This is a genomic window from Amycolatopsis sp. MEPSY49 (genome assembly GCF_051337345.1).
GTDB lineage: Bacteria > Actinomycetota > Actinomycetes > Mycobacteriales > Pseudonocardiaceae > Amycolatopsis.
Window position 1 is genome coordinate 513571 of sequence record NZ_JBDLYJ010000005.1, and the last position, 21420, is coordinate 534990.

Annotated in this window: 15 protein-coding genes; 5 read left to right on the forward strand and 10 right to left on the reverse strand. The window is 72.7% G+C overall.

Going from position 1 to position 21420, the window contains the following annotated elements; genetic code table 11:
• Positions 1-105: 105 nt before the first annotated feature.
• Entirely contained in the window at positions 106-3150 is a 3045-nt protein-coding gene (locus tag ABFJ78_RS25540) for a BTAD domain-containing putative transcriptional regulator (protein ID WP_436388884.1), read from the reverse strand.
• Positions 3151-3373: 223 nt separating this feature from the next.
• Here ABFJ78_RS25540 and ABFJ78_RS25545 point away from each other — a divergent pair, with 223 nt between their 5' ends.
• Positions 3374-4597: a hypothetical protein gene (locus tag ABFJ78_RS25545; RefSeq protein WP_436388885.1), complete on the forward strand. Its 1224-nt coding sequence runs from the start codon at positions 3374-3376 to the stop codon at positions 4595-4597.
• A gap of 644 nt (positions 4598-5241) precedes the next feature.
• Here ABFJ78_RS25545 and ABFJ78_RS25550 read toward each other — a convergent pair.
• From ABFJ78_RS25550 to ABFJ78_RS25565, 4 genes are all read right to left on the reverse strand, one after another.
• Positions 5242-7479 (reverse strand): NB-ARC domain-containing protein, encoded by a 2238-nt coding sequence (locus ABFJ78_RS25550; RefSeq protein ID WP_436388886.1) that lies wholly within the window; start codon positions 7477-7479, stop codon positions 5242-5244.
• A gap of 96 nt (positions 7480-7575) precedes the next feature.
• Positions 7576-8799 carry an amidohydrolase family protein gene (locus ABFJ78_RS25555; protein ID WP_436388887.1) on the reverse strand — a complete coding sequence of 408 codons (1224 nt, stop codon included), beginning with the start codon at positions 8797-8799 and terminating at the stop codon, positions 7576-7578.
• The gene (locus ABFJ78_RS25560; protein ID WP_436388888.1) at positions 8796-9218 is read right to left on the reverse strand and encodes a GAF domain-containing protein; all 423 of its coding nucleotides are present in this window, start codon (positions 9216-9218) and stop codon (positions 8796-8798) included. The genes ABFJ78_RS25555 and ABFJ78_RS25560 overlap by 4 nt, the downstream gene beginning before the upstream one ends.
• Positions 9215-10606: an MFS transporter gene (locus tag ABFJ78_RS25565; RefSeq protein ID WP_436388890.1), complete on the reverse strand. Its 1392-nt coding sequence runs from the start codon at positions 10604-10606 to the stop codon at positions 9215-9217. The genes ABFJ78_RS25560 and ABFJ78_RS25565 overlap by 4 nt, the downstream gene beginning before the upstream one ends.
• A gap of 128 nt (positions 10607-10734) precedes the next feature.
• On the opposite strand from ABFJ78_RS25565, the gene ABFJ78_RS25570 reads away from it, so the two are divergent.
• The 3 genes from ABFJ78_RS25570 to ABFJ78_RS25580 all read left to right on the forward strand — a co-directional run bounded on the left by ABFJ78_RS25570 (position 10735) and on the right by ABFJ78_RS25580 (position 13363).
• Positions 10735-11613: a MurR/RpiR family transcriptional regulator gene (locus ABFJ78_RS25570; protein ID WP_436388891.1), complete on the forward strand. Its 879-nt coding sequence runs from the start codon at positions 10735-10737 to the stop codon at positions 11611-11613.
• A gap of 77 nt (positions 11614-11690) precedes the next feature.
• Positions 11691-12419, forward strand: coding sequence for an SDR family oxidoreductase (locus ABFJ78_RS25575; protein WP_436388892.1), 729 nt, complete (start codon positions 11691-11693; stop codon positions 12417-12419).
• Between the two features lie 5 nt (positions 12420-12424).
• Positions 12425-13363, forward strand: coding sequence for an RNA polymerase subunit sigma-70 (locus ABFJ78_RS25580; RefSeq protein ID WP_436388893.1), 939 nt, complete (start codon positions 12425-12427; stop codon positions 13361-13363).
• On the opposite strand, the gene ABFJ78_RS25585 is transcribed toward ABFJ78_RS25580, so the two are convergent.
• Positions 13360-14079, reverse strand: a complete 720-nt coding sequence (locus ABFJ78_RS25585; RefSeq protein WP_436389022.1) for an ANTAR domain-containing response regulator — start codon at positions 14077-14079, stop codon at positions 13360-13362. The genes ABFJ78_RS25580 and ABFJ78_RS25585 overlap by 4 nt on opposite strands.
• A gap of 176 nt (positions 14080-14255) precedes the next feature.
• Here ABFJ78_RS25585 and ABFJ78_RS25590 point away from each other — a divergent pair, with 176 nt between their 5' ends.
• Positions 14256-14594 (forward strand): DUF3140 domain-containing protein, encoded by a 339-nt coding sequence (locus tag ABFJ78_RS25590; protein WP_436388894.1) that lies wholly within the window; start codon positions 14256-14258, stop codon positions 14592-14594.
• Positions 14595-14783: 189 nt separating this feature from the next.
• On the opposite strand, the gene ABFJ78_RS25595 is transcribed toward ABFJ78_RS25590, so the two are convergent.
• The 4 genes from ABFJ78_RS25595 to ABFJ78_RS25610 are packed head-to-tail and all read right to left on the reverse strand — an operon-like array spanning position 14784 to position 21393.
• Positions 14784-16745, reverse strand: coding sequence for an RICIN domain-containing protein (locus ABFJ78_RS25595; protein ID WP_436388895.1), 1962 nt, complete (start codon positions 16743-16745; stop codon positions 14784-14786).
• Positions 16746-16779: 34 nt separating this feature from the next.
• Positions 16780-18528: a glycoside hydrolase family 35 protein gene (locus tag ABFJ78_RS25600; protein ID WP_436388896.1), complete on the reverse strand. Its 1749-nt coding sequence runs from the start codon at positions 18526-18528 to the stop codon at positions 16780-16782.
• The gene (locus tag ABFJ78_RS25605; RefSeq protein ID WP_436388897.1) at positions 18521-20059 is read right to left on the reverse strand and encodes an alpha-N-arabinofuranosidase; all 1539 of its coding nucleotides are present in this window, start codon (positions 20057-20059) and stop codon (positions 18521-18523) included. Before ABFJ78_RS25605 ends, ABFJ78_RS25600 begins: the two co-directional genes overlap by 8 nt.
• On the reverse strand, positions 20056-21393 hold the full coding sequence (locus ABFJ78_RS25610; protein WP_436388898.1) for an ABC transporter substrate-binding protein: 1338 nt from the start codon (positions 21391-21393) through the stop codon (positions 20056-20058). Before ABFJ78_RS25610 ends, ABFJ78_RS25605 begins: the two co-directional genes overlap by 4 nt.
• Between the last annotated feature and the right edge of the window lie 27 nt (positions 21394-21420).

Below are 21420 nucleotides of genomic sequence, written 5' to 3' on the forward strand. Positions count from 1 at the left end.
CGGCGGACACCAAAGTCACACCGAGTGAATCCACTGTAGACAGTCACGCCCCGGATCATCGCCGCCGCAGCGCGAACCCCGATCACGCCGAGTGGGATTCCCGGACTACCGCTCTCGCTGCAACCGCGGTGGAAGCATCGCCACCGTGTCACGCTCACCGTCGCGTGCGGCCGGGATGGCCGGCTCCGACGCGTCGAGCTCGGCTATCAACTCGCTCAGCTCCGCCACCCGCATGCCACGCTCCCGTCCCCGGTAGAGCTCCGCCGCCTGCAACCACAGCGCCCGCGCGTCCGCCCGGTTCTCGCGCTCGCGCAGGATCGCCGCCAACGCCGACAACGCCCTGGCCTGCCCGGTGGCGTGGCCGGTGCGGTCGGCCAGTTCAACGGCCCGGTACGCGTACCACAACGCCGCGCGCGCGTTGCCCTGCTCGTGCCGCAGCCGGGCCAGCACCGTGTTCAGCTTCATCACCGACGGCAGGCTCAGGCTCGCGGACGTCAGCTCCGAAGCTCGCCGGCACTGGTCGTCGGCTTCGGCCAGCCGGCCCTGGTCGGTCAGCAGGGACGCCCACGCGGTGTGGATCTCCAGCCGCGTCGTCACGTCTGCTGTGTCGCGCAGGTCGGCCAGGGCCTCGACGTACAGCTCCGCCGCCTCCTGCTCGAACCCGCCCGCCGCCACCAGGGCGTTCGCGAGCCGGTGCGCGGCGACCGCGCGCAACGACGGCTCGCCCAGCTCGTAGGCCATCTCCAGCGCCAGCCGGCCCAGGACCGCCGCTTCCGCCGCGCGGCCGGACCGCAGGTGCCACCGGGCCAGGTTCAGCGTCGAGGCGATCCGGCCCAGCGGGAAGCCGTCCGCCTCCGCCAGCTCCAGCGCGCGCCGGAGGTGCTGTTCAGCCCGCTTCTCCTCCCCGCGGTGCATCAGGACGACGCCGAGGTCGTTCAGGTGCGACCCCAGCAGCTGCCGCAGCCGCTCCTGCTCGTCGCCGGCCACGGCGAGCGCCGCTTCGACGCTGCCGACCGCGGTCGTGAGACAGCTGATCGCGTCGGCGAAGTACCCCTTGGCCACGAACAACTCCGCGAACAGCGCCGGGAGGTGGTAGGCGATCTCGTGTAGTCCCGCCGCGGCGGCGCCGGCGACGACCTCGGCCAGCAGGCTCTTCTCCCGGATCACCCACTGCCGCGCCGCCGTCGCGCCGCCGAACCCGGCACCCCGCCACTCCAGGGTCGTAGCCGGCAGCTGCGGCGGCGGCTTGTGCGGGAACACCAGGCAGTGCGCGTCCCAGGCCATCAGCAGGTAGAACTCGAACAGCCGGCGCCGCACCGCCGCGACGTCTTCCAGCTGCGAAGCGACCGAAGCGGCGTAGGCGTGCAGGAGGTCGTGGACGCGGTAGCGGTCGAGGTCGCCGGGGTGCTCGAGCAGGTGCGCCGAGACCAGCACGTCGAGGGAGCGGCGCACCGCCCGCAGCGGCCGCCCGTCCGCGGCCGCGACGGCTTCGGCCGTGATCTCCGCGCCCGGGTGCACCCCGATCACCGCGAGCGCGCGCCGCTCGTCCGCGGCCAGCGCCTGGTAGGACACGGTGAACGCCGCACGCAGGCTGCGTTGCGGCCAGTCGCCCTCGTGCCCGAGGTCCAGCAGCATATCGGCGTCGCGCAGCAACCCGGCCAGCGTCGGCAGCACCATGCCCGTGCGCGCCAGCGCCCGGTCGGCCACCAGCGTGAGCGCCAGCGGGTTGCCCCGGCACAGCCGAACCAGCTCCGCGACGCCGCGGCGGTCGTCCCGGGCGCGCCGGCCGATCCGGCGCGCCAGCATCGCCGTCGCGTCCGCGACGGCCAGCGGTCGCACGGTCACCACCGGCGGGGACACCGTCGCGGCCAGCGAAGGCAGCCGCCACCGCGACACCACCAGCACCGTGCACGCGGCGAGCACGCCCAGCAGCGGGGCGACCTGCTCGCGGCTGCGGACGTTGTCGAGCACCACCGACAGCGGGCGGCGCCGCAGCAGCGCCGCCAGTTTCGCCGCCCGCGCCACCGGGTTCACCACCTGGTCGACCGGGAAGTCCAGCAACGACAGCAACGTGTCGACGACCTCGCCGGCGTCCGCGGCCGTCGCCTGGCTGTCGCCGCGCAGGTCGAGCAGGACGACGCCGTGACGGAACCGCCGCCGCGCCCGGTGCGCCCACCGCACCACCGCGGTGGACTTGCCGACGCCCGGTCCGCCGGTCACCACGACCACGCCCGGGCGGGGCGCGCCGCTCGAGTCGGAGGTGAACGCGTCCAGCTCCGTGAGCAGCCCGGCCCGCCCCTCGAGCTCGTCGCAGTCCGGTGGCACGTGCCACACGGGCGGGCTGTCGGGTTCCTCCGCGACGGCGGGGATCTTCACCACCTGGCGCGGGAAAGCGCCGTCGCCGGCGAGCACCTCCTCATGCACCGCGCGTAGTTCGTCCGCGGCCCGCAGCTCTCCCGCTTCGTGGTACTGCCGGCGCATCGCGAGGTAGAACTCGGTCACCTCGCCGGGGCGGTCCGCCGCGGCCAGCGCACGGATCCGCAGTTTTGCGAGGCTCAGTTCCAGCGGGTGCGCCTGTTCGAGCTCCATCAGCCTGCCGAGCGCGACGTCGGCCTGCCCGACGGCCAGCAGTTCGGCCACCAGCAACGCGTTCGCCGGGAGCCATTGGCTGCGCAGCCATTGCGCGCGCCAGCCCGCGGCCCGGCGCGTCCGCAGGTCGGCCAGCGGCTCGTCGCGCCACAGCCGCATCGCTGCCTGCGCCTCGACGTGGGCGCGGTGGTGGTCGCCCTGGTCGCGCAGCTGCCGCGCCGGCGCCAGCAGACGGCCGAACGCGACGTGGTCGACGAGCCCGGGGTCGACCTCGACCACGCAGCCGGTCTTGCCGACCGCGACGCGCGCGTCGACTCCCTTCGCCTGCAAGGCGTGCCGCAGGTGCGCGGCGTTCTGGTGCAGGGTCGCGAGCGCTCCCCGTGGCACGTTCTCGTCGTCGGCCCACACCCACTCGACGACGTCGTCGACGGAAAACCGGTGGTTCGGCCGCGTCAGCAAGGCGGCGAGCACCTGCCTCGACCGGGGCTGGGCCCACTTCACATCCACTTTCCCGTGCAGCAGCAAGGCCGTTTGCCCGAGAATTCCGAACACCAATTCCACGCCACCCCCCCTTTCCCCACGGTGAACACCGCCCACCGCCCGCTCCTCCACGATCACTTTCCCATTGATTCCACTGAAGAACCACGTCAGAACGGTGCGAAAAGCCCGCTGACGGTCATCGTTGATCCATTGTCAAGCAGCGAAAGCACAGGCCGAAAGCCATTTCTCAACCGGGTCCACGACATTCGTGACAACAACTGGACACGACTTCAGGAGGACCGCGATGGCCGAGCACACCTGGGTACGCAGTCCCATCGGAGCCGCCGACGCGCACTTCGCCACCCGGCACGGCACGAAATCCGTACTCGTGCTCGTGCCGCACATCGTGGCCGGTACCCGGTTGCTGGACCTGCTGCCGCTGTTCGAAGCCGACCACCGCGTCCAGGTCGTGTTCACCGATCCCGAAGACGGCGACGGCTGGCCCGCCACCCACGACTTCCTCCGCGCGCACGGCGGGACGGTGCTTCCCTGGGCGCAGGCACGCCGCGCCGACGTCGACCTCGTCCTCGCCGGCAGCACCCGCGGCCTCGACGACCTGACCGCACCGGCCGTGCTGGTGCCGCACGGCGGCGGTTTCGGGCAGTACCGGCCGTGGCGTCCGCCGGGAACCGCGCGGCCCCACCGGCCGCAGACGGGGCTCGGCCCCGACCAGCTGATGCGCGAAGGCCGCGTCCGCGCCGACGCGATCGTCCTCGTCCACGACCGTGAGCACGAGCTCCTCGCGGAGGTCTGCCCGGCGGCGCTGCCCGCTGCGGTCGTCGCCGGCGACATCGCCCTGGACCGCCTCACCGCCAGCCTGCCGTACCGCGACCGGTACCGGCGGGCCCTCGGCGCCACCGACGGGCAGGAGGTCGTCGTGGTCTCGACCACCTGGTCGCCGCAGTCGGCGTTCGGCCGCCACCCGGACCTGTTCGACCGCGTCCTGGCCCAGCTGCCCCGGGACCGTTATCACGTCGTCGGCGCGCTGCACCCGCAGATCTGGGCCCACCACGGCGCGTGGCAGGTCCGGTCCTGGCTCGCCGACGCCATGCGCATGGGTTTGACGCTCGTCCCGCCGGACGAGGGGTGGCGCGCCGCGCTGGCGGCCGCCGACCACGTCCTCGGCGACTACGGATCCGTGACCGGCTACGGCGCCGCGACGGGCGCGGCGGTCCTGCTCGCCGAAAGCCGGGACCGGCCGCTCCTGCCGGGAACACCGAGCGAGGTCCTCGCCCGGCACGCACCCCGGTGGCGGCCGGACGAGCCGTTGCCGCTCCAGTTGCGCGCTGCGGCCGACGCGCGCGATGCCGCCGGGCTGCCCGAGCTGGTGCGGAGGCTGCTCACTTCCCGGCCCGGGCGGGCCGGGCGGATCCTGCGCCGGACTTGTTATCGCCTGCTGGGTCTGCCGGAGCCGGCTCGTGCGGTGCCGGTTTCGCCGGTGCCGCTGCCGAAGCCGGTGGCCGCATGAGCCTCACTCGCTGGTACTGCAGCTGGGAAGGCCGGCGAACCGCGGTGGTGACCGGCGCGCAGATCGGCCGGCCTTGGCTCGCCGAGGCTCGCCCATGCCGAGCCGACCGGGAAAACCGCCGCGGCGCAGCAGTCACCAGCCCGCCACCGGATCACCTTCCGCACGCCGACACCGCGCCCGGCGAAGATCGCCCGCGCCACACCGACGGGGAAAACCGCCGCGGCACAAGGGGCACCGGCAGGATTCCGCCCGCCGGCGCCGTTCCCGGCGCGCCCCAGGCATGGCACTCCGACGGGGACAACCGGCGCGGCACCGGGCTCACCGACACGTCACCCGACCGATTTCCGCTCGGCGAGACCCGCCCGCGCCACACCGACGAAGGAACTCTGCGCGGCCCACGGCTCGCCGGCCGACTCTCCCTCGCCGACGCGGTACTCACCGAACCCCGCCCCCGCAACGCCGACGGCCGGGGGGCGCTGGCCGCGCTGTTCGGCCGGCTGCCCGGGCTGACTGTGGCCGCCGTCCCGATCGGTGCGTCCAGCCTCCTTCTCGGCGACCGCACCGGCGAGGCCACCCTGCTCAGCACCGGAGACCGTGAGCTGGCCGCGGCCGCCGCCTGCCTCTGGCTGATCGCCGGGCGACGGCTACCGGCCCTCGCCGCCGTCCAGCGCATCGAGCGCCGCCCGGGCCCGGTCCAGCGAAGCCCCGCCGACGTCGGCCAGCAGCTCGACCGCCTCGGTGAGGTACGCACGGACTTGGTCGTCGGACTCGGCAACTTCGGCCAATGCCAGCAGCACCTCCGCCTCGTACACCGCTGAACCCGACCGGCGCAGCACCGCCCGCGCCCGCCGCAGCCGGTGGACCGCCGCTTCGGCCCGCCCGGATCGCGCGTCGATCCGGGCGAGCCCGAGCGCCACCCGGGCCACGCCCTTGTCGTCGCCGAGCTCCTCGAAGAGCCGCGACGCCGCCTCCAGGTGCCGCGCCGCGCCCGCCTCGCGACCGGCCTGCAGCAGCGCTTCGCCGATCCGGCGGTGCCGAGCAGCCACCCCGCGGTCGATGCCCAGCTCTTCCTCGATGCGCAGGCTGTCGGCGAACAGCACGACCGCCGCGTCCACGTCGCCGCCGCCCTGCACCACCATCCCCAGCTGCTCCAGGGCCGCGGACTCGTTCCGCCGGTCGTGCGCCTCCCGCGCCAGCTCGGCCGCCCACCGCGTCTCGCGCTCGGCCGGCTCGAGCTGCCCGAGGTCCAGGTGGGCCCGCCCGAGCTGGCACCGCAGCCGCGATTCGGCCACCCGGTCGTGGCAGCGCTGGGCCGCGGTGATGCCCAGCTCGTGCGAGCGCAGCCACTCCGGATAGTGCTTGCGGTACAGCAGCAGCTCCCACAACGCTTCGCAGAGCTGCCACGCGAGCTCGTCGTGCCGGTCGGCCACCGCTTCCTCCAGCAGCGGCAGCACGTTCGGCAGCTCGCCGGCGAGCCAGTCCAGCGCCTCGCCGTCGTCGGCGAAGGACGCCGGCTCGGCCGACACCTCTTCGGCGACCGGGCTCACGCGCCAGCGCGCGGGGATCACCACGAGGTTCGCCCGCGTCAGCTCCCGCAGGTACCACCGGGCGGCGCGCGGCACGGCTTCGAACCGGTCCTCGTCCCGCTGGGCCCGCGCGTGCAGCCGGACCAGGTCGTGGAACCGGTAGCGGTCGAGGTCGGCCTCTTCGAGCAGGCTCGCGTCGACCAGCACTTCCAGCGCGTCGCTGACGTCGTGGTCCCGCATGCCGGTGACCGCCGCCGCCAGCCCCGCGGTGAACTCCGGCACCGGGACCTCGGCCGTCAGCCGGTACAGCACCGCCGCGTGCTCCGGCAGCTCGCGGTAGGACCAGTCGAACGCCGCCGTCGCCGAATCCTCCGCGCCCGCCAGCCGGGACAACGTGGCGAGCCGTGACCGCTCGTCGCGCAGCTGCGCGACCACGCGGGACACCGGCCAGCGCGGCCGCGCGGCCAGCCGGGCCGCCGCGACGCGCAGGGTGATCGGGAACCGGCCGCACAGCTCGGCCAGCTCCGCCACCGCCGCCGGCTCCGCGCCGGCACGGCTCGGCCCGACCGTCCGGGTGAGCAGCGCGATCGCGTCTTCGCGCGGCAGCGGCGCCACGTCCACGAACCGGGCGCCGTCGGCGAGCAGCCCGTCCAGGCGCAGCCGGCTCGTCACCACCACCGCGCACCCGGCCGAGGCCGGGATCAGCGAGCGCACCTGCGCCGTCGACACGGCGTTGTCCAGCACCACCAGCAACCGGCGCTCGGCGGTCACCGTCCGGTAGAGCCCGACCTGCTCGGCCAGCCCGGCCGGCACCCGTTCCGGCGCGACGCCCAGCGCACGCAGGAAGACGCCCAGTACCTCCTCCGGCGCCACGGCCGTGTCCGCGGAAAACCCGCGCAGGTCGGTGTAGAGCTGGCCGTCGGGGTAGCGGTGGGCGTGGCCGGACGCCCACGTGACGGCCAGCGCGGTCTTCCCGACCCCACCGGGGCCGACCACGACGACCACCTGCGCGCGGGAGCCGGGCCCGGACCCGGTCAGCGCATCGAGGTTCGAGAGTTCATCGGCGCGGCTGACGAAGTGCGCCGGCGGCGGGGGTAGCTGGCGAGGGCTGCCCGGCACGGCGGCGGCGGGCTCCGCGCCGGGTCGGCCCGGCCCCACCGCTGCGCCGCGCTGCGGGTCGGCAGCACCGCGCCCGCCCCACGCCCCGGCGCCCGGAACCGTGGCGGCGGCCTCCGGGTCGGCGGCACCGTGCTGGGCCGGCACGCCCGGCAACCGCGCCGTCCCCGGCGACCGGCCCGCGTCCCGCTCCTCCGCGCCCTTCGCCGCCCCGCGTCCACCCTCGCTGACGCCGTTCACCCGAACACCCCCCGACGTACCCGGAACTTCCCTGTCTACAGGGTGGGCACGGAAAAGTCAGTGGGCGCGCACGTGAATTGGCCGACAGCGCCGGCCTCAGATCGCCGTTCCGGCGACCACCTCGCCCGCCTGGACGATGTGGCGGAAGTGCTTCGGGTCCGCCAAAACACCGAGGTCCGCCAGTGGATCTCCGTCCACCACCAGCAGGTCCGCGTGCGCGCCCGCGGCCAATGTCCCGATTTCACCCGTAAGGTTCAGCAAGTCCGCCGCTGTCGACGTTGCCGAACGGATGACCTCCAACGGTGTCTGGACTTCCCCACGCAAGCGGAACTCGTGGTTCTGGTGGCGGTGCATGCCACCCAGCAGGTCGGTCCCGTAGACCAGCTTCACGCCACCTCGGGCCGCTCGCTCCAACGCCGCCATGCCCGCGCCCAGGACGTCGTCGACCTTGCGCCAGCTGGCCTCCGGCAACCCGTGCTCGCGCCCCTCCTCCTTCAGCGCCCAATACGTCACCAACGTGGGGACCAGGTACGCGTCCTGGGACAGGAACAGCGAAACGCTCCGGTCGTCCAGCAGGTTGCCGTGCTCGATCGAGCGGACGCCCAGCTCCAGCGCGCGGTTGACCGCACGGGCGGTGTACGCGTGTGCCGCCACGTAACGGTTCGCCGCCGTCGCCTCTTCGACGATCGCGCTCAGCTCCTCCGCCGAGTACTGCGTCGAGTCGATGCGGTCGGTCGGGGACGCGACGCCGCCCGAGGCCATCACCTTGATGTGGTGCGCTCCCTTGCGCAGCTCGTCGCGGGCGGCCGCGCGGACCGCGTCGACGCCGTCGGCCACCCGGCCGAGACCCGCGCAGCACGGGTGGTCGTCCTTGACCTGCGTACCGCGGGTGCGGCTGTCGCCGTGGCCGCCCGTCTGGCTCAGCGCGCGGCCGCAGAACAGCAGCCGCGGGCCGCGGAACAGCCCGTCCGCCTGGGCGTCCGCCAGGCCGTAGTCGGCGCCCGACGCGTCGCGGACCGTCGTGAACCCGCGGTCGAGCATCCGGCTCATCGTCCGCGCCGCCTGAGCGGCCACATAGGACGGTGACGACGACGGCAGCGACCCCAGGTCCGCCGTCGACGCCGTGACGTGCACGTGCGCGTCGATCAGCCCGGGCATGACGACCGCGCCGCGCACGTCGAGCACCGGCACGTCGGCCGGCGCGAGGCCCGGGCCGACCTCCACGATGCGACCGTCGTCAGCACGCAGGTCACCTTCGGTGTACTCGCCGGACAGCGGGTCGAGCAGCCGGGCGTTGCGCAGCAGCAGTGATCCGGTCATCGTTCCTCCAGAAGCGCGGACACGGCCAGCGGCGCCAGCGACTGCGCCACCACCACCGCATCGTCGTCGTAGTGGCCTTCCGCGTCGAGGATGTTGAGCACCCCGAGCGTCCGGCCGCCGTCGACCACCGGCACGTTGATGATCGAGCCGCAGCCGAGGCTTTCGATCAGTTCGTGGTCGGCGAAGATCTCGCGCACCGCCGCACGATCGCGCCCGAAGTACGGCTCCTGCGCGGTGATGCAGCGATCGAGCCAACCGGCCGCCACCTCGACGGTCTTCTCCCCGCCCACCGGGTACTCCGCCGGGTGGCTGCTGTGCACGCGTCGCAACGCGTGCCGCTCGGGCACCCACGCGAGCACCGTGAACAGCCGCACGCCGATCGCGTCGCGCACCCGTTCCTCCACAGTGGACAAACTCACTTCGTCATCTCCTTCGCGGCGGCCTTCGGGGCGCCGTGTTCGGTCAGTTCTTCCAGGGACCGGCCCGCGGTGGACAGGCCGAAGACGAGCACGCAGAGCACTCCGGCCGCCAGCACCGCCGTCGTCATGCCGAAGACGCCGGCGAACCCGAGGCTCGCCGAGGACAGGCCGATGATCGTCGGCGCGAGGATGCTGCCGACCCGGCCGAACGCGCTGGACAGGCCGGTGCCGCTCGCGCGGATCCAGGTCGGGAACACCTCGGGCGTGTAGGAGTACACCCCGGCGTAGGTGCCGTTGAGGAAGAAGGAAAGCACCGCACCGGCGAGCGTGATCGACCACGGCGCGCTCGTCTGGCTCAGCCAGAACGCGCTCACGGCCGAACCGGCGAGGTACAGCGCGATCGTGTGCTTGCGGTCGAGCCGCTCGGACAGCCACGCGGCGGAGAAGTAGCCGGGCACCTGGGCCAGGTAGATGATGATCGAGAACTCGAAGCTCTTGGTGACCGTGATGCCGCGTTCGACGAGCAGCGTCGGGATCCACGAGAAGAAGCCGTAGTAGGAGAACGTGATCACGAACCAGACGGTCCAGATCACCGCCGTCCGGCGCCGCATCGCGGGGCTCCACAGGAACTTCAGCGCGCTGAACAGGTTGACCTTCGGCGTCTCGGTGGCCGGCGCCGCGTCGGCGGGCGGCACCGGCGGGAGCGCCGTGCGGGTGGCCTTCTCGACGTCGCGCTCCATCTTGGCGACGACGTTTTCGGCCTCGGTGACCCGGCCTTGCGCCAGCAGGAACCGCGGCGACTCGGGCAGCGACCGGCGCCACCACAGCAGCATCACTATCGGCAGCGCGGTGACCAGCTGCGCGACCCGCCAGCCCTCGTCGAACGACGGCACGACGAACCGCCCGATCAGCGCGGCCGCGACGAACCCGAAGGAGAAGAACCCGGCGAGCGCGCCGACGAACCAGCCGCGCCGCTTGGCCGGCACGAACTCGGACAGGAACGGCGCGATGATCGCGCTTTCGGCGCCGGCGCCCGCCCCCGCGAGCACCCGCGCGCCGAGGAAGACCTCGTAGTTGGGCGAGAAGGACGCGATGACGGAGAACACCGCGTAGAAGGCCAGCGCGTACATCATGACCTTCTTGCGGCCGATGCGGTCGCCGAGCAGGCCGGCCGCGATCGCGCCGAAGAGGAAGCCGAACGGCGTCGCGGAGCCGATCAGGCCGAGCTGGCCGTTGTCGAGGCCCCACGCCGCCTTGGCGCTGGGCAGCAGGAAGGCGACGACCGCCGAGTCCATGCCGTCGAAGGTGTAGCCGAGCCCGCCGATGAGCAGCAGCTTGTAGTGGGGCCGGCTGAGCGGCAGCCGATCCAGTCGTGCCAGCAGGGTCATGGGGGAACGCCTTCCGTGTCCGGGCGCCGGGGAGTGCGGACAACGTATACTGCGTTTTCCGAATTTTGCAACGTTCATTGCAAGTCGACTTCCCTGCGTTACGGTTTACGCGACCGAGGAGGGGACGAGTGGCGGAGACCGACGACGGTTTCGAGGCGTGGCTGCGGGACCGGCTGCCCGAGCGCGGGCTGCGGCCGAAATCGGCCGCGGTGCTGGAGGTCCTCGTCTCCCAGCCGAGGCGGGCGTCCTTCGGCTCGACGGCCGAGCTGGCCCAGCTCGCCGGCGTCAACGTCGCGACCGTGACGCGCACGGCGCAGGCGCTGGGCTTCGCCGGCTGGCCGGCGTTGCAGCAGGAGCTGCGGGCCCGGTACATGTCGTCGCTGAGCGCGCCGCAGGTCGCCGAGGAGCACCGCGGCGTCGACTCGCCGGGGTCGGCGTCGCTGCGCCGCGACCTCGACAGCCTCGCCCTGCTGAACCGCCGGTTCGACGAAGAGGTGATCCGTGAGGTCGCCCGCGCGATCGCGGCGGCCCGCCGGACGCTGGTGATCGCCGACGGCAGCTACGCGGCGGTGGGTATCGCCTTCGCGCACAACGCGCGTCTCGCGGGCTACGACGTCCACGCGGTGACGGCGGGCGACGCGGAACTCGCCAACCAGACGGCGAAGCTGACCTCCGACGACGTCCTCGTGGCGATCAGCTTCTGGCGCCTGTACGAGAGCACGGTCCTGGCGGCGAGTGAGGCGAAGAGCCGCGGCGCGCGGGTGTTCGCCGTGACGGACGCGGCCAGCCCGGCCCTGGCGGGCGCGGTCGAGCAGGTGCTGATGGTGCCGGCGGAGGGCGTGACGTTCTTCCCGTCGCTGACCGCGGGCATGGCGCTGGTCCAGGCGATCGTCGCCCAGCTGGCGGCGGTGGACCCGGCGCGGACGAGCGAGTCGATCGAGGCCGCGGAGGCGATGTGGTCGCGGTTCGACCTCCTGCACCGCCGCCCGTCGGCCAAGCCCGTGTGACTCGCGTCACGCACCGACGGTTTTCCGCTCCCCCGGTGGTCTCGATCCGGTCCGCGTCGACCACCTCGGGAGTGCCCATGTCCACCCAGTCCACCGCCGTCGTCACCGGGGCCGGCCGCGGCTTCGGGCGTGCCATCGCCGCCGCCCTTGTCGCCGGCGGCCGCACCGTTGTCGGCATCGCCCGCAGCGCGGCGGAACTCGACGCCGTGCGTGATGAGCTCGGCGCGAGCTTCGTCCCCGTCGCCGCCGACGCGACCGACGACGCCCTCGCCGAAAGCGTCCTGCGCGAACACCGGCCGGGCCTGCTCGTCCTCAACGCGGGCGCCGTGCCGCACATGGCGCCCGTGCACGAACAGACCTGGGAGACCTTCAGCCGCAACTGGCACGTCGACACCCGGCACGTCTTCGCCTGGACGCGCGCCGCACTCCGGGAGCCGCTCCGGAAGGGCAGCGTCGTCGTCTCGATGTCGAGCGGGGCGGCCATCGGCGGATCGGCGCTCAGCGGTGGGTACGCCAGCGCGAAAGCCGCCATCCGGTACCTGCGCGCGTACGCCGCCGACGAGTCGGACCGCGCCGGGCTCGGCCTCCGGTTCGCCACGCTCCTGCCGCAGCTGACCCCGCTCACCGGCCTCGGCACGGCCGGCGTCGAGGGCTACGCCGCACGCAACGGCGTCGACCGCGACACCTTCGTCGCGAAGATGGAATCGGTCCTGACGCCGGAGCAGGTCGCCAAGGCCGTCCTCGAGGTCATCGACGGCGACGCCGCGGAATACCAGGTCAGCGGCACCGGCCTGCGTACGCTCTGACTGCCATGACCGACTTCGCCGCGCGCACCGAGCAGTTCCGGCCCGAGCTGCTCGCGCACTGCTACCGCCTGCTCGGCTCGATCCACGACGCCGAGGACCTCGTGCAGGAGACGTACCTGCGGGCGTGGCGCGCGTTCGGCGGGTTCGAGGGCCGCTCGTCGGTGCGGCGCTGGCTGTACAAGATCGCCACGACGGCGTGCCTGACGGCGCTGGAAACCCGGGCCCGGCGGCCGCTCCCGTCCGGGCTGGGCGCGCCGGCCGACGACCACCGGGTCGCGGTGGCGGCCGCGGATCCGTCGGTGCCGTGGCTGCAGCCGATCCCCGACGCGCTCCTCGACCCGGCGGCGGTCGTGGCCGGGCGCGCCGGGGTGCGGCTGGCGTTCGTCGCCGCGCTGCAGCTGCTGCCCGCCCGGCAGCGGGCGGTGCTGACCCTGCGCGACGTGCTGGCGTTCGGCACCGCCGAGGTCGCCGAGATGCTCGGTACGACACCCGCCGCGGTCGACAGCGCGCTGCGCCGGGCCCGCGGCCGGCTCGCCGAGGCGGGCCCGGTGCAGGAGGACCTCGCCGAGCCGGCCGGGCAGGGCCGGTTGCTCGACCGGTACGTGGACGCGTTCGTCCGCGCCGACCCGGGGGCGCTGGTGACGCTGCTGCGCGCCGACGTCGAGCTGGAGATGCCGCCGATCCCGACGTGGTTCACCGGCCGGGACGCGGTGGCCGGGTTCCTGAGCCGCCGCGTGCTGCGGCCGGAGGCTTGGCGGCTGGTGCCGTCGCGGGCGAACGGCCAGCCGGCGCTGATCGAGTACGCGAAGGAGGGTGACCGGTTCGTGGCGCACGGGGTGCAGGTGCTGACGGTGGTCGGGGCCAGGGTCGCGCGGATCACCGCGTTCAACGACGCCGCGCTCGTCGGCGTGTTCGGCCTGGCCCCGATCCTCGCCGACGCCTAGGTCCGGCCGCCGTCGGTGGAGCTCATCCTCTTCGTGAAGCGGGCCGCGACGTCGCGCAGCTTCGTGTTCGTGTGCTGCGATTCGACGATCAGGCGCTGCATCGCCGCGTCCTCGCTCGCGCGGTGGATGAGCATCAGCATGCCCTTGGCCTGCTCGATCACCGCCCGCGTCTCCATCGCGTTGCGGAGCTCGTCGGCGAGCCGGCGGGCCTCCCGGTAGCGGCGGGTCAGCCGCAGGACCGTCTCCACGCACAACGTGAACAGCCGCAGCACCTTCGTGTCGAACTCGTGGTAGCCGTGCGCGCCGAAGCCGAACAGCGTGATCGCCCCGACGAGCGTGTCGTCCACGCGCAGCGGGACCGCCAGGTAGCTGCCCACGCCGAGGTCCTTGGCCGCGAGGACGAACTCGGGCCACCGGTCGCCGGTGTCGCCGACGGCGACCCGCACCACCTCGCCCGTGAGCGCCGCGAACAGGCCGGGACCGTCACCCGCCGCGTACTGCACGTCGTCGATGCGCCGGGCGCGCTCGTCCGTGAAGGCCGCGGTCTGCGTCACGCCGTCGCGGACCACCACGATGCTCGCCAGGTCCGCGTCGGGCACCACCCGGACGGCTTCGCCGCACACCGCGTCCAGCAAGCCTGGCGTGTCCGAGACCGATTCGAGGACCCCGACGAGATCGGACAGGACGGCGTTCAGCTCGTCGACCCGCTCCGCCATGGCGTCGCCAGTGGTCGGCAAGATCCACCCCTCCCATGCGTCAAGCGGCGAGCAATGGGAAAGAGCTCGCCAGCAGCGTCAACCGAGACCACCGCTGGCGTTTCAACGGGTCCGGGAGAACTCTACCGGCCGCGCGGGTCCGGTTTGGCGAGGGCCGCGCCGGGTAGCCCCGGAAAATGAGCAACACGGCAGTTGACGACGAGTTGTGGACGGAGTTCCACCGGGTGGTGAACATGACGTCGCGCGAGCTGGAGGACTGGCTGCGCACGCGCGACGCGGGCCCGGAGGCCGAACCGCTGCCCGACGAGGCGGGCCCGCCGACCGGCCACCAGGTGCTGGCGGTGCTGCGCAAGCGCCGGGGCGACGCGGACTCCCGCGACGCCGAGGTGATGCGGAAGGTGATCGACCGGGTGCACGCCCAGCGCCGCGACGACCTCGAGCCGACGGCGGGCGAACCGCACTGGCGGCACCGCCTGATGTCGATCGGCCACGACCCGCTCAAGCCGGCGGGCTGAGGCGGGCTGAGCAGCCCCCGGTTTCCACGCTAGCGGAGGGCACCGACGAAAATCGGCGCCCTCCGAGCGCGGCGGCCCGGGTTGTCCACAGCGCGAGTAAAGCGCCCCAAGGCGGCCTTCGGTGCGTCTCACGCACCCAAGGCGGCCTTCGGTGCGTCTCACGCACCGAAGGCCACATTGGGGCGCTGGTCAGCGGGCCACGGCCTGCCAGCGCTGGTTCGGCCCGTTCGTCGGCCGGTACAGCCCGATCCGCGCGCCGTCGTCGCGGGACTCGCCCGTGACGTCCAGCAGCTGGCCGCTCGCCGCGTTGACGAACGTCCACGTGCCGTCACCCGTTGTCGACAGCGTCCACTGCGCCGCCGGGTCCGACGTTCCCAGCGGGGCGAGCGTCACCGCGCCGCCCGATGTGCTCAGCACCTCGCCCGTCGCCGCCGACGCGATCGAGAACCGGTCGCGGTTGCCGTAGCGGCCGGTGCGGTCGGTCAGCGTCCAGCGCTGCGCGGCCGCCGACGCGTCCGTCGTGCGCTGGACCAGCCCGCCGTTCTCCGCCGACAGCGATTTGCCGCTCTGCACGCCGGTGAACGTGAACGGCTTTCCCGAACCCAGCCCGGTGCCCGCGGCCGTCGACGACACCCCGTCGACCACGAACGTCGTCACCGACCGCGCCGGGACCCGCAGCGTCGCCTTGGCCGAGGTCACCCGCACCGGCTTGCCGCGGCGCAGCGCACCGGTGACGTCGGTGACGACCGGCGTCACCGACGCGCCCGGCCGGACGCACCCGAAGCCCGCCAAATCCAGCGTGACGTCCTGCTCCGCCGTACCCGAGTTGACGTGGACCACCGAAGACAGGTCTTCGCCGCGCATCGCGGCCGTCGAGGCGGTGTCGTCCGACGCGATCAGCCGGTCACCCGACCGGATGTAGTGGGTGAAGTTCCGCATCGTGTCGAACTTCGTGTTCGTCCGAATAGGACAGTCCGAAGTGGTGCAGTCGAACGGGACCTGGATCTCGCCCCAGTTCATCCCGGCCGCCGACTCGCCGCCGGGCTTCATGTTGTCGTAGTCCTCGATCGGCTGCCAGCTGACCCACGCGCTCGGCTCCAGCAGGCGCAGGTCGTCGGTGATCTGGCCGGCCAGCCCGAGCCCGGGGTCCATGCTGGTGAAGTCCTGGCGGTCCAGCCAGCTCCCGCCGACCTCGCTCATCCACAACGGCTTCGACGCGCCCTTCGCCAGGTCACGCGGGATCGGCCGGTTGCCGGTGCCGTAGGTGTGCACGTTCAGCCGGCCCGCCGCCGCCCGCGCCTCGGCCGACCAGCCCGCCCAGTCCGCCGCGAAGATGTCCGGGTTCGTCTCGTCGGGCGCGGAGACCACCTTCCCGGGCAGCGCCGCGGCCATCGCCGGGATCAGCCGCGACTGCACGGCCGGCCCGATGTGCGCGCCCTCCTGGCGGCCGCCGGTCGGGTTGCCGTCGGCGCCGAGGGTGGTCTTCCAGTAGTTCGTGTTCGGCTCGTTCAGCGGGTCCACCGACGAGAACTCGATGCCGTGCGCGCGTTCCAGCGTGCGCACCACCTGCGCCAGGTACGCGGTGAAGTCGCCGATCTTCTCCGGGCGCAGCTGTTCGTCGGTGGCGTTGAAGCCGCCGGAGACGTACCCCGACACGGTCTGGAAGTACGGCGGCGAGTTGCTGAACGCCTCCCACTTCGTGACGCGCTTCTTGATCCTGTCGACCCACCAGCGCTGGTTCGGGTCCGCGGCGGCGTCGAACTCGGCCGGGTCGCCCGGCGTCCACCAGTCCTTGTCCGCGCGGGTGGTCCCGGCGGGCGCCTTCCACCAGCCCGGGACCGCGCCGCCGGGCCGCAGGTAGGCCGGGACGTCCGGGGCGTTGCCGCCGCCGATGTTGAACCGGGCGATGTTGAGGTTCAGCCCGTCGGGACCGAAGACCAGGTCCGCCAAGCGGTTCCGGACGGAATCGGGGTAACCGCCGGTCGCCTCGGCCATCCACGCCAGGCTCGACCCCCACCCTTCGAACGGCTGCTGGCGGTACGCGGGGTCGGGACGGACGGTGACGGCGGTGGCCGCTTCCGCGGGTGCCGCGGCCACCCCCGCCGCCACCAGAGGTACACAAAGGACGGTCAGCAAACGCCGCAGGTTCATCGTCGAACTTGCCCTTCGTTCGGTGGGGACTTCCTCAGGCCTCCGTGTGGCCCAGCAGCGGCCGCGGCACGAACCGGGCCGCCGGGTCGAGCATCGTGTCCAGTTCGAGCACGACGAGGTCGTTGGCGCCCGCGCGGACCACCGGGCGCGGCACGTACAGCGTCCGCTGCGGCCCGCGCCGCCAGTACCGGCCGAGCGGGAACCCGTTGAACCACACGAGACCCTTGCCCCACTCGCCGGTGTCGAGGAAGAGATCAGCGGACGCGTCGACGTCGACCTCGGCGCGCAGCAGCACCGGCCCGGCCACCGCCCCGGCGACCAGCGACGGCGCCGCCGGCCGCAGCCCGGGGAGCGCGTCCAGCTCCAGCGGCAGGACGTCCCAGCCGGTCAGCGGCTCGCCGTGCAGCGCCGCGCCGCCGATGATGCCCTTCGCCTCACCGATCCGCGGGCCGTAGTCGACGCGGCCCTGGTCCTCGACCAGCACCAGCAGCTCGCCGTGCGCCCGCGGCAGCGCGACCGCCCGCTCGTGGTGGTCGCGGTGCAGCGTGCCGACCGGGTCACCGTCGAAGAACACGGTCGCGCGGTCGCGGACCTCGCCGAACGTCAACACGCCCGGCCGGTCGCCCGCAACGGTCGTGCGCAGCAGGGCCAGGCGCGGCATCGGCGTCAGGTCGTCGAACGCGGGCAGCTCCTCGTGGAACTCCCAGGTGCCCCAGCGGTCCGGAGCGTCGAGCAGCCGGACCGGGTCGCGCAGCACGGCGTGGGCCGTCGGCGCGGGCCGCGCCGGCGGCGGGACGGAGTCCGGCACCTTGTGGTAGCGCGCGATCACGTCGCGGAACGCGTGGTACTTCGGCGTCGGGTCGCCGGCTTCGTCCAGCGGCGCATCGTAGTCGTAGGACGTCACCAGCGGCTGGTACACGCCTTTGTCGTTCGCGCCGTTGGTGAGGCCGAAGTTGGTGCCGCCGTGGAACATGTACAGGTTGACCGACGCGCCCGCGGCGAGCAGCGCGTCGAGCTCCGCCGCGGCGTCCGCGGCCGGCGTCGTGTGGTGGTGCGCGCCCCAGTGGTCGAACCAGCCGTTCCAGAACTCGCTGCACATCAGCGGCCCGGTCGGCTGGTGCGCGCGCAGGATCGCGAGCCGCTCCCGCGCGCCGGAGCCGAACGACGCGGTGCGGTGCAGCCCGTCGAGGCTGCCGGCTTCGAGCATGTCCGGCTGGTCCACTGTGGTCAGTGGCACGGTGATCCCGGACGCGCGCGTGTGGTCGGCCAGCGCCCGCAGGTACCGCTTGTCGTCGCCGAACGCGCCGTACTCGTTCTCGACCTGGACGAGCAGCACCGGCCCGCCGCGGTCGACCTGGTGCGGCACCACGACTTCATAGACGCGCGTCAGGTATTCGCGCACCGCCGCGAGGTAGCGTGGCTCGTACCGGCGGACCCCGACCGCCGGGTCGCGGAACAGCCACGCCGGCAGGCCGCCGTTGTCCCACTCCGCGCAGATGTACGGGCCGGGCCGGACGATCGCGTACATCCCCGCTTCGGCGACCAGCCGCAGGAAGCGGTCGAGGTCGAGCCCGCCGGACAGGTCGAACGTGTCCGGCGAAGGGGCGTGCGCGTTCCACGGCACGTACGTCTCGATGGTGTTCAGGCCCATCCGCCGCGCCTTGTCGATCCGGTCGGCCCACAGGTCCGGGTGCACGCGGAAGTAGTGCAGGGCACCGGAAAGGATCCGGAACGGCTGCCCGTCGAGCAGGAAGTCGGTCTCCCCGATGGCGAACTCAGGCATGCGAAGCCGCCTCCGGGCTCAGCTGGAGCACGGTCCAGGACAGCGGTGGCAGTGTCACGGTGATGGTCGTCCCCCCGGGGTCGGACGTCGCGGCGGCGCCGGGCAGCGGCACCGGCCGGACCGGTTGCGCGGTGGCGGTGTTGGTCGTGTGGCGCGTCCCGCCTTCGGGCGTGGTCAGCGTTTCCGCGGCGTACAAGCCGTACCGCGCGCCGCGCAGGCGGATCCGGACTTCCGTGTGCGACGCGGTGGCGCGGTTGGTCAGGAACACCGCCCCACGCCCGGATTCCCCCGCCGTCGCGGCGACGTCGACGAGGTCGACCTCGCCGTGCTGCGCGGTGCGGAGCCGGTCGCCCTCGACGGACAGGCGCAGGCTCGCCCCGCTCGCCAGCGCGGCCACCCGCTGGAACGGGTGGAACGTCGTCTGCCGCCACGCCGGCCCGCCGGGCTCGGTCCGGATCGGCGCGATGACGTTCACCAGCTGCGCCTGGTTCGCCATCGTGACGCGGTCGACGTTGCGCAGCAGGGAACTCAGCAGCGACCCGACGACGACCGCGTCGGTGACGGTGTAGTCGTCCTCGATGATCCGCGGGTGCTCCCGCCAGCCGCCCTCGGCGAGCCGCGCCTGGTCGACCTCGTTCCAGCGGCGCAGGTCCCAGACGTTCCACTCGTCGACGCTGATCCCGATCTTCTTGTCCAGGCCGAGTTCGGCGAGCGTCTCGTCGATGATCCCCCCGGTGGTGCCGATGAAGCGGTCCAGCGCGGCGCCGCTGGCCAGGTAGCTGTCGGTGTCGCCGTGCAGCTCCTGGTAGTAGGCGTGCAGCGAAATGTGGTCGACGAGCTCGGCGGTGTGGCGCAGCACCGTGCGCTCCCACGAGCCGAACGTCGGCATGTCCGCGTGCGAGCTGCCCGCGACGACCAGCTCGACGTCCGGGTCGATCATCCGCATGACCCGCGCGGTCTCGGCGGCCAGGCGGCCGTACTCGTCGGCTGTCTTGTGGCCGATCTGCCACGGGCCGTCCATTTCGTTGCCGAGGCACCACAGCTTGAAACCGAAGGGCCGGTCGGCGCCGTTGGTGCGGCGCCGCTCGCTCAGCTCCGTGCCGCCCGCGTGGTTGCAGTACTCCAGGACGTCGACGGCTTCCTGGATGCCGCGGGTGCCGAGGTTGACGGCGTACATCACCTCGGCACCCGCGGCTTCGGCCCACGCGACGAATTCGTGCAGGCCGAAGCGGTTGGACTCGACGCTGTGCCAGGCCGGGTCGAGCCGGCGCGGCCGCCGCGGGCCGACGCCATCCTCCCAGCGGTAGCTGGAAACGAAGTTGCCGCCCGGGTAGCGGATCACACTCGGACCGAGTTCCCGGACCAGCTCCAGCACGTCGCCGCGGAACCCTCGACTGTCCGATGTGGAGTGCTCCGGTTCGTACAGTCCCGTGTAGATGGACCGGCCCATGTGCTCGACGAACGAGCCGAAGAGGCGGCGCGGGACCGGGCCGATCACCTCGCCCGCGTCGCCTTCGATGTGGACGCTCATCCGGCGCTGGCCGTGAAGCCCTGCTGGTTGCCGTAGTCGACCAGGGCCTGTTGCCAGGCGGCGAGGCCGGCGTCGAGCCCGGTGCCGTTCAGGTAGGCCTTGCCGACGGTGTCGCTGAAGACGCTGTTGGCGTAGGTCTGGTACGGCAGGTAGGTCCAGCCCGGCGCGACGTCCTTCGACGCCTGGGTCAGCACCTGGTTGATCTTCTGCCCGCCGAAGTACGGCACGGCCTGGTCGACGAACGCGGGCGAGGTCAGGTCGGCCGTGGTCGACGGGAAGCCGCCGCTCTTGATGAACGGCTGCACGCCGTTGCCGTGGTTGAGCCAGCGGACGAACGCCGCGGCCAGCGCCGGGTTGGCGCTCTGCTTGACCACGGACTGCGTGCTGCCACCGTTCTCCGCGGTCACCGGCTTGCCGTCGTAGGTCGGCATCGGCGCGACGGCCCACTTCCCGCTGCCGGCGGCCACCGAGGACATGAAGTTGCCGGGCATCCAGGCGCCGGTGACCAGGGACGAGATGGTGCCGTCACCGAGGGCGCGGAACCAGTCGTCGGACCACTCCTTGACCGGGGCGAGCAGCTTGCCCTGGATCAGCTGGTCCCAGTCCGCGGTCCACTTCTTGACACCCGCGTCCGCGAAGTTGATCTTCACGTTCTTGCCGTCGACGGTGAACGGACGGCCGCCCGCCTGCCAGATCATGCTCAGCGCGAACCCGGGGTCGCCGGTGTCGGAGGTGATGTACTTGGTGGGGTCGGCGGCGTGCAGCTTCTTGGCCGCCGCGATGTACTCGTCCCACGTCTTCGGTACGGCGATGCCGTTCTTGTCGAAGACTTCCTTGTTGTAGAACAGCGCCATGGGCCCGGAGTCCTGCGGCAGGCCGTAGAGCCCGTTGCTGTTCTTCACCTGCGCCCAGGTCGAGGCGCTGTAGTCCTTTTCGAACGCTCCGAAGCCGTATTGATCCAGGTTGACCAGCGAATCGGTCAACGCGAACTGCGGCAGCGCGTAGTACTCGATCTGCGCCACGTCCGGCGCGCCGTTGCCGGCCTTGATCGCGTTCTGGAGCTTGGTGTATTCCTCCTTGTTGGTGCCGGCGTTGACGTAGTTCACCTTTACGTTCGGGTATTCCTTCTCGAACGCGGCAACCTGGTCCTTGGCCGACGGGGTCCAGCTCCAGTACGTGATCGTCCCGCCCGCCTTGAGCGCGGCGTCGACCGCGTCCTGGTTGCCGGTGGCGGCGGCGGGGCCGGACGTGCTCCCGGACGAGCAGCCGACCGCGAGTGCGGCGGCGAGCGCCACGGCGGCGAACGCCTTGGCGCGACTGCGGATGCGTGACATCGGGTGTCCCTTCACGACGGTGTGACG